General features: G+C 60.9%; 12 protein-coding genes. 6 read left to right on the top strand and 6 right to left on the bottom strand.

What is annotated here, in order from left to right:
- Positions 1 to 465: 465 nt before the first annotated feature.
- Positions 466 to 1,251, top strand: a complete 786-nt coding sequence (locus tag NPX02_RS20375) for a DUF2189 domain-containing protein (protein WP_260295889.1) — start codon at positions 466 to 468, stop codon at positions 1,249 to 1,251.
- Positions 1,252 to 1,550: 299 nt separating this feature from the next.
- Here NPX02_RS20375 and NPX02_RS20380 read toward each other — a convergent pair whose 3' ends face one another.
- Together NPX02_RS20380 and NPX02_RS20385 are read right to left on the bottom strand one after the other, a co-directional pair.
- The gene (locus NPX02_RS20380) at positions 1,551 to 2,159 is read right to left on the bottom strand and encodes a protocatechuate 3,4-dioxygenase (protein WP_260295890.1); all 609 of its coding nucleotides are present in this window, start codon (positions 2,157 to 2,159) and stop codon (positions 1,551 to 1,553) included.
- A 151-nt stretch (positions 2,160 to 2,310) separates the two neighbouring features.
- Complete coding sequence (locus NPX02_RS20385; RefSeq protein WP_260295891.1) at positions 2,311 to 5,295, bottom strand: sensor domain-containing diguanylate cyclase; 2,985 nt, start codon at positions 5,293 to 5,295, stop codon at positions 2,311 to 2,313.
- 475 nt (positions 5,296 to 5,770) lie between these two features.
- Here NPX02_RS20385 and NPX02_RS20390 point away from each other — a divergent pair, with 475 nt between their 5' ends.
- Genes NPX02_RS20390 through hybE form a run of 5 tightly spaced genes read left to right on the top strand, consistent with a single transcriptional unit; the run spans position 5,771 to position 11,316 of the window.
- Positions 5,771 to 8,665: a molybdopterin-dependent oxidoreductase gene (locus tag NPX02_RS20390; protein WP_260295892.1), complete on the top strand. Its 2,895-nt coding sequence runs from the start codon at positions 5,771 to 5,773 to the stop codon at positions 8,663 to 8,665.
- Positions 8,662 to 9,276 carry a 4Fe-4S dicluster domain-containing protein gene (locus NPX02_RS20395; RefSeq protein ID WP_260295893.1) on the top strand — a complete coding sequence of 205 codons (615 nt, stop codon included), beginning with the start codon at positions 8,662 to 8,664 and terminating at the stop codon, positions 9,274 to 9,276. Before NPX02_RS20390 ends, NPX02_RS20395 begins: the two co-directional genes overlap by 4 nt.
- A 15-nt stretch (positions 9,277 to 9,291) precedes the next feature.
- Complete coding sequence (gene nrfD / locus NPX02_RS20400) at positions 9,292 to 10,242, top strand: NrfD/PsrC family molybdoenzyme membrane anchor subunit (RefSeq protein ID WP_260295894.1); 951 nt, start codon at positions 9,292 to 9,294, stop codon at positions 10,240 to 10,242.
- The gene (locus NPX02_RS20405; protein ID WP_260295895.1) at positions 10,226 to 10,765 is read left to right on the top strand and encodes a TorD/DmsD family molecular chaperone; all 540 of its coding nucleotides are present in this window, start codon (positions 10,226 to 10,228) and stop codon (positions 10,763 to 10,765) included. The genes nrfD and NPX02_RS20405 overlap by 17 nt, the downstream gene beginning before the upstream one ends.
- Positions 10,762 to 11,316 carry a [NiFe]-hydrogenase assembly chaperone HybE gene (gene hybE / locus NPX02_RS20410; RefSeq protein ID WP_260295896.1) on the top strand — a complete coding sequence of 185 codons (555 nt, stop codon included), beginning with the start codon at positions 10,762 to 10,764 and terminating at the stop codon, positions 11,314 to 11,316. Before NPX02_RS20405 ends, hybE begins: the two co-directional genes overlap by 4 nt.
- A 50-nt stretch (positions 11,317 to 11,366) precedes the next feature.
- On the opposite strand, the gene NPX02_RS20415 is transcribed toward hybE, so the two are convergent.
- The 4 genes from NPX02_RS20415 to NPX02_RS20435 all read right to left on the bottom strand — a co-directional run.
- Positions 11,367 to 11,627 (bottom strand): helix-turn-helix domain-containing protein, encoded by a 261-nt coding sequence (locus NPX02_RS20415; RefSeq protein WP_260295897.1) that lies wholly within the window; start codon positions 11,625 to 11,627, stop codon positions 11,367 to 11,369.
- Positions 11,628 to 11,891: 264 nt separating this feature from the next.
- On the bottom strand, positions 11,892 to 12,545 hold the full coding sequence (locus NPX02_RS20420; RefSeq protein ID WP_260295898.1) for a dihydrofolate reductase family protein: 654 nt from the start codon (positions 12,543 to 12,545) through the stop codon (positions 11,892 to 11,894).
- A gap of 305 nt (positions 12,546 to 12,850) precedes the next feature.
- Positions 12,851 to 13,387: a DUF1697 domain-containing protein gene (locus NPX02_RS20425; RefSeq protein ID WP_260295899.1), complete on the bottom strand. Its 537-nt coding sequence runs from the start codon at positions 13,385 to 13,387 to the stop codon at positions 12,851 to 12,853.
- Between the two features lie 454 nt (positions 13,388 to 13,841).
- A partial coding sequence (locus tag NPX02_RS20435; protein ID WP_335342614.1) for a hypothetical protein occupies positions 13,842 to 14,247 on the bottom strand: 406 nt, incomplete at its 5' end.

The raw sequence follows: 14,247 nt of genomic DNA on the forward strand, positions 1-14,247 counted from the left end.
TGCATCCTTGCACCACTCCTCCGGCCTGCGCCGGGATGACGGTGGTTCTTGGCTTAAGTAAGTGCCATTCTGGTCTGTCCCTGATTACTCTTTACTGATTACTCACATATTGACCACTATTCGTTCCCAAACCGCCGAGTCTGTCGTTTGAAACCCGGATGTATCCCGTTAATCCAATTTGGCATCAACCGCCACCGGACCGCCTGGGCGGCAGTCCAGCCGCGATCCACAGTTGGCCGGCTCGGTTACGGGTGGCATGCACCCCTATAGATCTGTAGCGAGAGGGGTCAAACCAGCCCCATCGATGACGACTGAGGCGCAGCGCCAAGCGCAACCCGGGATTCCGGCCCGGGGATCCGTCCGGCGGATAGCGCCCGTGGAGCGGCCTACCGGTCAATATCCGACTGCTATACTCAGGTTTACGGAAATATCATTCCTGCATTGCTCAAACAGCGGAGGTGAACCATGAGCCACACCATTTTGAGTACTTATGCCGACCACCGGAAAATCGCTGAGGTAGAAGACATCTCCACCGATCAGCCGTGGAACTGGCTGGTGGCGGGTTGGCGGGATGTGCGGCGTACACCGGCAACCAGCATCGGCTATGGTGTACTGATCACCATCGCCAGCTACCTGCTCACGCTGGGCACTGTCGTATCGGGGCTGTATTACCTGATCCCGGTGCTGCTTGGGGGATTTTTTCTGGTGGCACCCGCCCTCGGGTTGGGACTGTACGAGGTGAGTCGTCGTATCGAACAGGACGAACCCGCCAATTTCATGCACGCGCTACGGGCCATCTGGCGACACAGCTTCGCGGTCAGCACCATGGGGGCGGCCATGGTGGTCTGTTTCATCGCCTGGTTTCTGGCGGCGAACCTGATCTTCATGGTGTTGAGCAGCGGCATCACGCCCACCATCGAAAACGCCATTCCCTACCTGTTCTCGTTGGAAAACCTGCCCATGCTGGCGGTGGGCACACTGGTCGGGGCGCTGTTCGCCCTGGGCGTATTCTCCCTCACCGTGGTATCGGTTCCCATGCTGCTGGACCGGAATGACGTGGATGTGATGAGTGCCATGCGGGTCAGTTTCGAGGCCTTCCGCTTCAATCTGGTGCCGATGCTGGTGTGGGCCGGCTTGATCGTACTGGTGATCATCGGCGGCTTCATGACGCTGTACGTGGGGCTCGCCATCGGCTTCCCGATGGTCGCCTATGCCTCCTGGCACGCCTATCGGGATGTAGTGAAGAAATAGCGTCCCAGCCCATCCCCCGGCCTGAAGGCCGGGGGATGTCCCCACTCAATTAACCCGATCGCTGCAAAAATCGACCTGTAGGAGGCCCGCCCCCGGGCCGAAATCACGGCGGGGCGCCGCTCCTACGGGTGCAATCCTGGACTTCACCAGCAGTGCATTCCAGAAAACCATGCAACAGGTCTATTTCATCTGGCATATAACCGGGTGAAACAAATCATGGGGCCATGAGTAATGCAACTATTGGGTTAAGGGTCCCCACCCGGTAGAACAATCGGTGGGGTCGGAATGTTGCCATCGGATCAGGCGGAGGAGACCTCAAGGACGATGTCCTTCTCGACCGTCCACTGCACACCCTCCGCTTGCGCCGGTCTGTAATCGGCGGTCACCAGCCGGCGCTGCTCCTCGGGAATCGCCCGGTAGAGGAAATCATCCGCATTGCGGGCTTCACCGGCGATATAGAGCTGGGTGACGAAGGGTTCACTACCCTCCGGGAACACCGCGACATGGATGTGCGGTGTGCGGCCGGGATAGGGTACGGGACGAATGGTGCGGAAGCGGTAGCGGCCCTGACTGTCGGTCAGGGTGTGGCCGAAGCCCTGGAATCCCGGGTCGAGCGGCCGCCCGCCCCGATCGCCCGGATGGTGATAACGGCCGTTGACATCGCACTGCCAGATCTCCACCCGCACGCCACTCAACGGACGCCCGTTGCGATCCAGCAACTGCCCGTGCAGGTCGGTGATCTCCCCCCCGGCGGGCGCTTGATGACCGGTCACCTGGACCAGGTTGTTGTCGTTATCCAGGGGCAACTCCCTGGGGTAAAATGGACCGGTGGTCTGGCGCGGCGTCAGTGGCCGCAGCGCGCCCAGGGTCGGTACCGTATAAACCGCCAACAGGCCTGCCGATGTCAAAACAAATCTCCTGCGCGTGATGCTCGCCATGATCCCTGCCCCTCCATGTTCGCCTATCCGATGAGACCGACGGGGATGCGGGTCGGTTCCCCGATCCCGACGGCGGGGTCCAGTGGCGACCGAATACCGGAACTTAATTTTGCGCGAGCCCTTAGCTTCCCCGTTGCACCGCGGAGGCATCGGGCAAAGAGAGACACACCCGGTTGCGGCCCGATGCTTTGGCCCGGTACATCGCACTGTCGGCGCGTTGCAGCAGCGCATCCAGCGATTCCTCGCGGCCGCAAAAGAGCGTGGCGCCGATACTGGGTGAACTGAGATGGAACACGTCCTTGATGATGTAGGGTTTGGCCAGCGATTCGCGGATCTTCTCGGCCACCAGGGATGTCCGCTGCAAGGCATCATCCTGATCGCTTCCCAACTCTTCGATCAGCACCACGAATTCATCACCGCCGAAGCGGAACGCCATATCCACATCGCGCAGGCAGACCCGCAGGCGAACCGCCACATCCATCAACATCCGATCACCGGCCTCGTGACCCATGCTGTCATTGAGCTGTTTGAAATTGTCCAGGTCGATAAACAGCAGGGCGCCGTGGTTGTGGTGACGCAGCGAAGCTGACAGGGCCACCGGGAGTTGTTCGAGAAAAAAGCGGCGATTGGGCAGCCCGGTCAACTGGTCGTGGAGCGCCAGGGCACGGATCTCCGCCTCGGCCTCCTTCCTCTCGGTGATATCCTGCACCATCCCCACCGAGCGTATCGGCCGGCCCGCACTGTCGAAGGTACTGGTACAGTGCTCGCGTACCCATTTGACACGCTTATCGGCGAACTGCAGTCGATGCTCCGCATTGTAGGGTTGCCGCTCACGCAGTGACTGTTGGTAAGCCTGCGCCACCCGCTCGCGATCATCCGGGTGAACCAGTTGCAGAAAGGTTTCATACGAGGGGGAGAAACTCTGCGGGTCCAGTTCGAAAATCCGGTAGACCTCGTCCGACCAGAGCAGCACCCCGGTGGCCGTCTCCAGTTCCCAGCTGCCGAGCTTTCCCAGTCGTTGCGCCTCATTGAGCAATTCCTGGTGGTGCTGCAGCTCCAGCTCGGCCTGTTTCCGCGCCGTGATGTCATGACAGAACACACACAGTCGCTGCGTTTCCGGCAGATGGGTGACGGATATCTCGATGTCGATCTCCCGTCCATCCTTGCGCCGGTGGCGGGTCTCGAAGCGGTCATACCCCTGCCGGATCAACTTCTTGATATGCGCCGCCACCACTCCCGGTCGCTCCCGCGCTTCCAGCTGGCTGACGTGCATGCCCACCAGCTCCTTCACCGGATAGCCGGAGATGCGGGCATAGGATTCATTGGCCTCCAGCAGCACACCGTTCATGTCGGTGAGCCAGAAACCGTCACGGGCGGTTTCTATAATCACCCGGTGCTGTTTCATGGCCGCTTCGGCCCGCTTGCGTTCGCTGATGTCACGGCTGGCGGCATAGACATACGGCTGGCCGTCGATCTCCACACCGGAACAGGCGATCTCCACCTCGAAGGTGGTGCCGTCCTTGCGCCGGTGTCGCGTCTCGATCAGGATGCTCTGGCCGGTCAACTCCGGCAACCGTGGGCGTAACGTCTCAGTCGTCCACAGGGCATCCCAGTCGCCCACGTTGAGACCGACCAGCTCGGCCTCCGGGTAACCCAGCATGCGGCAGAAGGACGGGCTGGCCTCCACCAGATTGCCCTCCATATCCAGCAGGTGGATGCCGTCCATGGCCGTTTTCATCAGGATCTGGTTGCGCTGCAGCAGGTTCTCGACCTTGCTCAGTACCTGCTCCCGGGCCTCGATTTCTTCATGCAGCCGCTCATTCGCCGTACTCAATGCGCGGGTGCGTTCGGCAACCTGCCGCTCCAGTCCCAGGTTGATGCGGATAATCTCCCGTTCCCGGCGCGACAACTCGGTCAGCATCATGCCAAACGCGTGGGTCAGACTGCCGATCTCCCCGCCACTGCCCCCGGGCAACACGATATCCCGGTTGCCCGAGGTGATGGCGGAGGCGGCGTCGGTGAGCTGCCCCAGCGGCGCAAAGGTCCGGCGCAGCAGCAGCAGCACCGCCGCGCAGACCAGCAGCAGCACCGAAAATCCGGCCACAATGTAATGTGTCGGTACCGCGGTAAATCGCTGGGACATCTCGTCAGAAACGGCATACGCCAGCAGTAGAAACCGGGAGGCATCGTCAGGATCGTAATGCACCCGCCCGGCGGAAAGATAACGGGCTTCGCCACTGGATCCGCTCCTCTGGAGCGGCAGGTATTGCGGGGAACTGATGTCGAACAAGGCGGCCAGCTCAGGGAAATCACTGCGTAGGCCACCCGGGCTGTCGCCACCAGACGGCACCGGGCGCGGTCCATCCGGGTCCAGCAGGTAGCGGTCGCTGCTGTCGGCGACATAGGCAGCAACCCCGGGTGGCAAACTGGAGGCCGTGGACTCCAGCAGGGATTGCAGATCCATGCCAAGCACCATCAGCCCGAATACCTGGTCAGTGGCATCGAATACCGGCACCGAGGCGTGGATGGCCGGAAAGTCCGGCAGGCCGGCCGGGTCGGAGTGCCGATGCAGCCCTATCCGGGACAGGTGCACCCGGCCGGGAGGCAGTCGTAGAGTGGCGGCATAGTCATCCTGCACCGCCATGGTCTGGTTGGGGACGGGCGCTGTGGTCGCCAGTTTGCCGGCATGGCTGGAAACACGCACGATCTCGCGGTAATCGTCGCCCCCGGCAATGTAAGCCACCTCATGATACTCGGGATGGGCTTGTAAAAATGGCGTGATGATTTGCTGCAGCCGATTCTGCCACTGCTGCAGGGTATTGCCGTCACGCCTATCATAGCCATTGTTTGTAGCGGCGCGGATGACACCGCTGATGGGCGGGGTATTGGCCAGGAACTGTACATCGCGGCGTAGCGTTGCAAGGGCCTGGGTCAAACGCAGTTCATTGGTTCGGAACGCCTCTTCCAGATGGGCAGTGCGCTGGCTGGAATAAACTTCGCGAAGATGCACCTCTTCCAGGAACAGCAATACCAGTGCCGCCAGCCCCACCAGAATCATGGCGCTACCGGCGATACGCGTGGAGAGTGGAAGGTTTTGCAGTTTCATCCGCAGCTCCGGCGACCGGCCATCTTCAACAGACAAGGATGCCGACCCGCATCCCGGTCTGCTAATCCTGACAGAAAACAGGTGATAAGAGCAACTCGGCCGATCCAGCCTGAAAACCGGGCGGAAAAACGGCCTGGCGCCTCCCCATCACCCCGGAACCATCCCGGGCGACCGGGTTACCACAGTAACCGGTGAACATTCGATGCCTCCAGCGGCATTTCTGGAACCTTTCCAAAGATGACCTAATTGTGAATTGTCAATGACACTCCCCCACTCCGCCGCTTACTAATTAGCCGTTCATCATCAAAAGACCCCAGGAAATACGGGGCGAGACGAACGCTTAGCCGTTGCAGTTACATCCGGCCAACTCCGTAATCGAAATATCCGCCCTTCACCGGACTGGAAGGCGAAGTATCGCTTACGCCCCGGTGTGCGCAACTGATAAACAACTAAGTTCCCGGGAGGATACTTCACTATGGCTTGGAAACTACCCAGCCTGAACCGGCGCGCCTTTCTCAAGACGGCGGGCTATGGCGGCGCCGGCCTCGGCCTGCTCACCCCCATCGGACAGCTCGCCGGCAAGAGCGGCCCCGAACAGACCACCGATGCCGACGACACCAGCTACAGCATCTGCAACTTCTGCTCCTCGCTGTGCAATCTGAAGGTCACCAGCCAGACCCGCAACGGCGTCAAGCGCATCACCAAGCTGGCCGGCAATCCCCACTCCACCCTGAATCGCGGCAAGATCTGCGCCCGCGGCCAGTCCGGCCTGCGCCAGACCTACGACACCGACCGGCTGAAGACGCCGCTGATCCGGGTCGAGGGCAGCAAGCGCGGCGAATGGGCGTTTCGCGCCGCCAGTTGGGAAGAGGCGTGGCAATACATCGACGCCAAGGCCAAAAAGGCCGAGATCCAGCCCTACGAGTGGACCATGGTCGGCGGCTGGACCTCCTGTGTCTTCTACATGAGCTGGGCGGTGCCGTTCGCCATGGCCAACGCCATCCCCAACATCATCGCCTCGCCCATGCAGCACTGCGTCACCACCGGCCACATCGGCACCGACATGGTGACCGGCAACTTCAACATCCACGACGAGGTGCTGCCGGATTACGACAACGCCAAGTACATCCTGTTCGTGGCCAACAACTCCTCCATCGGCGCCGTCTCCACCTGCCGCATGGTGCGTTTCGCCACCGGCCGCAAGCGCGGCGCCAAGGTGGTGGCGCTGGACCCGCGCCGCTCCGAGACCGCCGCCAAGGCCGACGAGTGGCTGGCGATCCGTCCCGGCACCGATCTCGACTTCATGCTGGCGATGCTCAAGGTGATGATGGACGAGGGCTATTACGACGCCCTGTTCCTCAAGCAGCACTCCAACATGCCGTTCCTGCTGTATCGCGACAGCGACGGCGAATGGCAGCCGCTGACCGACGCGGAAGGCCGCCCCCGGGTGCTCTCCGAGGGCTCCGAACGCCTCTACAGCCTGCCCGCTTACAGCAACCGCAACGGCAGCGACGTGGAAGGCAATCCGGTCGACCCGGCGCTGCGTGCCCCCGACGGCTTCGAGGTCGACGGCAAGCCGGTGGTCACCGTGTTCCAGGCCCAGCTCGCCGAGTTGGAGGGACGCACCCCGGAGTGGGCGGCCAAGAGCACCGGCATCGACGCGGAGACCATCCGTCGCATCGCCTTCGAGTTCGGCACCACGCGCCCGGCCATCGTCGATCCCGGCTGGCACGGCGCCCGCTACCAGAACATGATGATGCTGCGCCGGGTGCAGGCGATGATCCAGATGCTCACCGGCGGTATCGACAAGAAGGGCGGCTGGATCATGAGCGGCGAGTTCCACCACAAGGCCGCGCGGATGATCGAGGCGCGGGAGAAAGGCGAACCGGCCGGTCCACCGTTCGCCGCCCTGGCCGGCATGCCGTTCGCCAAGTTCGTGGTGGAGACCTTCTCCGACGGCAACAACTTCCCCCACGGACGCCCCGGCTGGGCCTGGGCCTACAGCGACCAGGAACGAGCCGCGGGGCGTGAGTACGTGGCCCTGCCGGTGATGGCCGATACCGGTCTCAAGGAGTCGGTGGAGGGCACGCTCCAGTGGAACGGCGAGCCCTACCGCACCCGCGCGGTGCTGATCAACGCCGCCAACCCGGTGCGCCACTACTACCCGGACTCGCGCTGGAAGGAGATCCTCGGCCACCCCGACATGGAACTGGTGGTCGCCATCGACGTGCTGCCGGCGGACACCACCCTGTGGGCCGACGTGATCCTGCCCAACTCCAGCTACCTGGAGCGCGACGAACCGGCCCTCTACGGCAACGGCGTCAACCACGACCTGGCGCTGACCACCCGCTATGCCGCCATCGATCCGCTCTACGACACCGAGGAGACGCCGGACATCCTGCTGCGCATGAGCAACATCATCAGCGGCAGCGAGTACGGCCTGCTGCAGTGGGTGGAAAAGCTCACCGGCCTGCCCGCCGAGGCGGTCAAGGAGCGCTACGCGCAGAAGCGCACCCAAATGGAACACGGCGCCTTCTCCGCCGCCTGCCGCGAGGTCTACTTCGAGCAGACCGCCAAGCGGTTGCACACCACACCGGAGGCGATCGACCAGACCCTGCGCGAGCGCGGCATCTACCAGGAGCAGGACCGGGAGGCGCTGCTGGAACACGCCGCCATGCCCCGCAAACTGCCGCTGCCATCGGAGTCGGGACGGGTGGAGTTCTTCGCCCCGCTGTTCCACGCCCTGCGCCAGGGCGGCAACCGGCTGCCCAACTTCAACGTGCTCGGCGGCCACATCGCCGCCGAGTGCCGGCCCGACACGCCGATGGACATGCCGCTGGCCGGGGACGAGTTCTACTTCACCTACGGCAAGACGCCCACCGTCTCCTACGCCTCCACCAACAGCAACAACCCGGTGCTGGCGGCCATCAACCAGTTCAAGCGGGAGATCTACGGTGGCGTCTGGATTCATCCGGACCGCGCCGAAGCGCTGGGTATCCGCACCGGCGATCGGCTGCAGTTACGCAACACCGCCACCGGTCAGCAGACCGAGGGCGACGCCTACGTCACCCGGCTGATCCGCCGCGACGCCCTGTTCATCCACTCCTCGTTCGGCTCGGAGAACCCCAAGCTGACCCGGGCCTACGGTTTCGGCACCGCCACCAGCAAGCTGATTCCCTACCGGGTGGAGCCGGTGGTGGCCGGCTTCCGCTCCCAGGAGTTCACCATCAAGGTAAGCAGGCTCGACCAGGTTGCTGCCACGGACCCAACCCGTTCCGCCAACGTCCTTACCCCTCACCCCAGCCCTCTCCCAGAGGGAGAGGGGGAGTCGGTGCGCTTCGCGAATGATTCGATCGGAGGTGTCGCATGACCCGCTATGCCATGGTCATTGACCTCAACACCTGCGTCGGCTGCAACGCCTGCATGGCCGCCTGCGCCATGGAGAACCAGACGCCGGTATGGAAAAACAAGTGGCGCACCTATGTGCACGACAAGGAGATCGGCAGCGGCGAGGATGTGCACCGGCGCTTCTTCCCGCGCCTCTGCAACCACTGCGACAACCCGCCCTGCCTGAGCGTCTGCCCCACCGGCGCCACCTACAAACTTGACAACGGCATCGTCAAGGTGGACGAGGCGCTGTGCATGGGCTGCCGCGCCTGCGCCATGGCCTGTCCCTATGATGCGCGCCTGGAGGTGACCCACGATGACGTGGAGACCGGCCGCGAGTTTTACGGCGAGGCCTACCGGCGCAGCCGTCCCAGCATGGACAAGTGCACCTTCTGTGACCACCGCCTGGAGCAGGGTCTGCAGCCGGCCTGTGTCGAGACCTGTGTCGGCTCGGCACGCCAGTTCGGCGATTTGGACGACCCCAACGATCCGGTGGCGCAGATGGTCGCCCGCGGCGTGGCGCGCCCGCTGATGCCGCATCTGGGCACCCGGCCCAACGTCTATTACATCGATGATCTGAAACGGAGGGGCTGAGCAATGGACGTCACCATGAGCTATACAACCCAAACGGTCTGGACTTGGTGGATCGCCGTCTACCTCTACCTCGGCGGTCTCGGCGCGGCCACCCTGGTGGTTACCTTTCTCACCGACATGTACCTGAAGAACCACCGCGCCCTGGTGCTGTGGGGTGCTTTCTCCGGCATCGCCATGCTCAGCATCGGCTCGCTGATGCTGTTTATCCACCTGCTCGATCCACTGGCGGTGCTGCACGTGATCAATCCGCTGGTACTGTTCCGCCAGCCCCACTCCTGGATCGCCTGGGGCACCCAGTTCATCATCTGGATGATGTGGTGGGGGCTGTTCTACGCCCTGCCCTACCTGGTGCAGTCGGAACGGGCACGCCGGGTGCCGCTGCTGGGCGCCGTGCTGAGGCTGAAGGTGATGACTCGGCTATCCAACCGATGCTGCCTGCGCTTCCACAAGACCATCGGCTGGCTGGCCACCATCAACGGCATCGGCGTGGCAGTCTACACCGGTCTGCTGCTGCAATCCTTCCCGGCGGTGGCCCTGTGGCACAACCCGGGCGTGCCGCTGCTGTTCACGGTATCGGCCTTCTCCACCGCCCTGGCCTACCTGCTGCTGCTGCTCAATCTGGTGATCAAGAACGAGGAGGACTACTACATCAAGGTCTTCTACGAGCGCACCGACACCATGCTGATCGCCGGCGAGCTGGTGATCCTGTTCTCCTTCTTCCACTACATGGCGGCGGGCAACGAGTCGGCGTTCCGCTCGGCACAGCTGCTGTGGCAGGACATGGGCTGGCTGATCGGTTTCATCGGACTGGGTCTTATCGTCCCCTTCCTGCTGGAGCTGAAAGGCGTGATCAAGGGCTGGGCCAGCCGGCTGCCTATCGTCACCGCCTCGGTACTCGTACTGGCGGGCGGCTACCTGCTGCGCCACTACTTCATGTATGCGGGGGTCTATGCCCATCCCTGGTAAACCAGCGGACCCGCGGCAGCTGCGGCTGCTGGCGGGGCTGCTCGCCACCCCGACCGGTGACAGCCTGCTGGTACTCAACGCCTTGAGCGAGGACCACCCCTGGCTTTGCCCGGGGGTAGAGGAACTCACCGCCCTGCCCCTGGACCAGTGGCAGGGCGAGCACACCCGGCTGTTCGTCAATGGCTATCCCAGGACCCCCTGCCCGCCCTTCGAGTCGGCCTACCGTCACGGTTGCATGCACGGCACCGCCACCGGCCAAATGGGTGACCTCTACCGGCGCCTGGGGCTAGCCGTCGGCGACATCCCGGCCGACTACCTGGGGGCCGAGCTGGAGGCTGCCGCCTGGCTATTGGAACAGCTGGACCCGGAACCCCACATCACCGGGCTATGGAATGAGCTGTGGCACAACCACCTGGCGATCTGGACCGGGCGTTTCGCCGCCGATCTGCAATCCGAAAGTGAATTGCGGCTCTATCGTGACCTGGGGGGAAAGATCGCGGCCCTGTTCGAGGCGCAACCATGAACGTCACTTGGCAACCATCCCATCCATTCATCGAGCGACCCGAGCAGTGGCCGGGGGCGGTGCTGGCCGTACACCAGACACTCTACCGGGAGGTGATGGCACAAGACCCGATGTGCAACGACAAACTGCGCTTCGAACTGCGCGCCTGTCGCACCCTGGAATATTGGCAGGTGATGCTGCTGGTCACCCCCTGGATGCTGTCGCGGCTGCTGATGCCAATACAACCGCCGGCACTGCGCATTCCCGACGGCTGGAGCGCGGAGGCGCGGGCCGAGGCCGACTACCTGGTGCTGGGCCCGCGGCTGGATTTCCAACTGCTGGATCAGCCCCAACAGGCCCACCTCAACTACCACCCGCGACTCGGCCACTACCTGCTGCAGCCGCTGATCCTGAACATGGCGGAATTCGACAGCGCCGAAGCCGTATTCGAAGCCTGGAACCGGGTCATCCGCACCCGCGATGAAAACATGGAGAAGATGCGCCGCGACTGTCCCTGGCAAAAAGAGGTGTCGCGAAGAGAATTGTTCCGGGGACTGCGCTGCAGCGCGTAAACGATCCGCCGATCTCCGTGGACCGTGCCTGCAAGACCGCGGATGATTGTTTATGCCGCGGATTCCTGATGTACATCCCAGCCTGGGAAGACAAGAACGTCGGGATGACACCTCAGCGCCCTGGCAAGAATCTTGGCTCGCTCCACTCCCAGATTAACCCGATCGTTTTCAATAGCAGAGATGGTAGATTGAGGAATTCCCGTCAGCTCAGAGAGCTCGTTTTTGCTCATCTCCTGCAACTCTCGGAGAATTCGTACCGACTCGCCGACCGAGACATCCACCAACTTCTTCGCTTTGCGGTAATCTTTCATCTTACTTTCTCCGATAATCGTGCGGAGTCACATTAACCACCTGAACCAAAACAAGTATTGTAGGGTGGATAAGCTTGCGCATCCACCACCATCCGATTCATGGTGGATGTGCTGATGCATATTCCATCCTCAGGTCCGTAAACGGTACATCCCTGTACCACTCCTCCATCCTCAGGTCCGTAATCGGTACGTCCTTGTGCCACTCCTCACGTTACGAATTCAGCGATTCTGGCTTTGTGAAATGAACTCCGGAACTTGAGTTATCTAGCGCGTAGAATCCGAATCAAAAATCACCGTCTCCTCCCCGACCTCCACCTCGCCGTACCGAAGGTCGCCGGCGCGCTCGTAGATGTGCAGAACCGCCCCCGTCGAGTTCATCTGTGTAACCACAAGCTGGAACCGGGACGGAATCGCACCTTCGCCAAACAACCGCTTGCCGGTGCCGAGGACCACGGGAAACTGCCAGATACGCAGCGTATCGATCAGATCGTGCCTGAGCAGAGTCTGCAGGAGATCGCTACTCCCGTGCACCTGAATCTCGCCGCCTTCCTGTGTTTTGAGCTTTGCGACCTCCTCGGCAACCTCGCCCTTGATCAGAAAGGAATTATTCCAGTCAAGCTTATCCAGCGTCCTGGAGGCGACAAATTTAGGCCGGGTGTTAAGCGCCGTGGCAATCTCGTCCGCCGGATCGGTGGAGTTTGGCCAGGAACCAGCAAAAATCTCATAGGTCTTACGGCCAAGAAGAAAGGCGCCGGCGCACTTCGTCCACTCGGTCATGATCTCAAGAAACTGCTCGTCGAAATAGGGGACCAGCCAGCCTCCGTGCTGAAAGTCGCCCTCCCGGTCCTCGTCCGGGCCACCGGGGGCCTGCATCACACCATCCAGGGTAACGAATGCACCTGCAACCAGCTTCCTCATGCCCTTATCTCCTTAAAGACAAGTAGTTTTCTTCCAGGAACTTTGAGCGAAAAGCCTGCGGAGGCGTGAGACGATCGGGCCTGCCTGTACTCTGCCGATTCGTTTGGATACCAGGTTTCGGTCATGACGATGCCCTCCGCAGTAGCATGAAACGAAGGGAGTATAGTAAACATCCTGACCCATGGTTCCCGGGGCCGCCCGGGATTGTCTCATCAACAACTTCTGCCCGCTTTGTAGCGGTCAAGGCGGGTCGTCTTGTTCCTCCAACAACACTATAGAGTGCCTCTCAAAGCTGTTGGGCGCAGTTACTCGCTCGCCAGTTCCCGGAGCTTGCATACAGTTCTCCAATTGCGATCCGTCATTGGTACGCCAAGTAGCTTTTCGGAACTTGCAGCCAGTTTAGACCTGCCTACTCCCTCCGGTGCATGCAAATAGAACACACAACCTATCAGGTGGAATCTTTCGCTTTCCTTCTTAAGCTCGTTGAGTTTCTCCATCTCGGGGCTCTTAGGCGGGGAAGCCAAAAAGCCCAGGTGCAAACTACTGGGATCAGTTTCTGCCTCAGGAAATGGATTTTTCGCAATTGCGCTTTCTATTGCGTCAAGTCCGAGAATGAGAACGTGAGGTTCAAAGCCGCGGCGTTTCTCTATTTCGGCAGTTAGCTTCTTAGAGAGTCGTGAGCAATCCTTTTCCGTGCTCTGAAACACTGCGTTACCACTTTGAACATAGGTCTTGACGCTCCGTGCTCCGATACTTTCCAGCATCGCAACGAGCTCCTTCATCGGCAGGGAATTCTTGCCGCCGACATTTATGCCTCTAAGAAGAGCAACCCAAGTACGCATTCAGCCTCCAATCGATGTCGCCCGCCGAGGGGCAATTTGCGTCTCTGATCGGCGACCGCCTCGACCCGCTCCACCAAGGCCTTTTCCTCGACCAACAGAACCTTCCTGGGCAATCGGCACTCTGCCGATTCGTTTGGATACCGGGCTTCGGTCATGACGATGCCCTCCGAAGTAGCATGAAACGAAGGGAGTATAGTAAACATCCTGCCCGCTGGTTACGGGGCCTGCCAGAGATTGTTTCTTCAACAACAACTGCCCGCTTTTGTTTACTGCCAGACAAAAGGCAACAACCTGTAGGAGGCCCGCCCCCGGGCCGATGAGTTACGAGAGATGCGCCACAATCGAATTACAGGGAACGACAAATCCTCTTCCACGGAGACAACTACATGGATGTAGTCAATTGGTCGAGACGAAAACAGGTAGCCCAGCGTTTGGATTGCGGAATCCATAGATGTCAAACAGGTGCAAACTGATTGGCTGAATAACAGAACTTGTCCCGTAAGCGTTTTACCTCAGTCTCATAGCCACTTGTGGAATTATCATACTTCTCTCGATAGAGATTACACTGTGCATTGAAGTATCTTTTTGCATCCACACGACATTGCCGATACTCCACACTGCCACGCCGGTGATTAAAGCAGACAGAGCTATGGATAATTTCGTTGTTTTTCTCTTTCCATTTAATCGGTTGCCTGTAGCTTTCTGAATGTGCAGGAAACAATAATAGTAACAAGACACAAACGGCAATAATTCTGACACAAATCATAGCAATCATCCTTCTTGAGCTACTACAAAAGCCGGAGCTCGGGGTGAGTTCGGGGTCAGAGTAACGTAAGCGCCCAAGAATCAGCCCCCTTGCC

It is taken from the genome of Sedimenticola hydrogenitrophicus (genome assembly GCF_025175675.1).
In the GTDB taxonomy this organism is placed as follows: Bacteria; Pseudomonadota; Gammaproteobacteria; order Chromatiales; family Chromatiaceae; genus Sedimenticola; species Sedimenticola hydrogenitrophicus.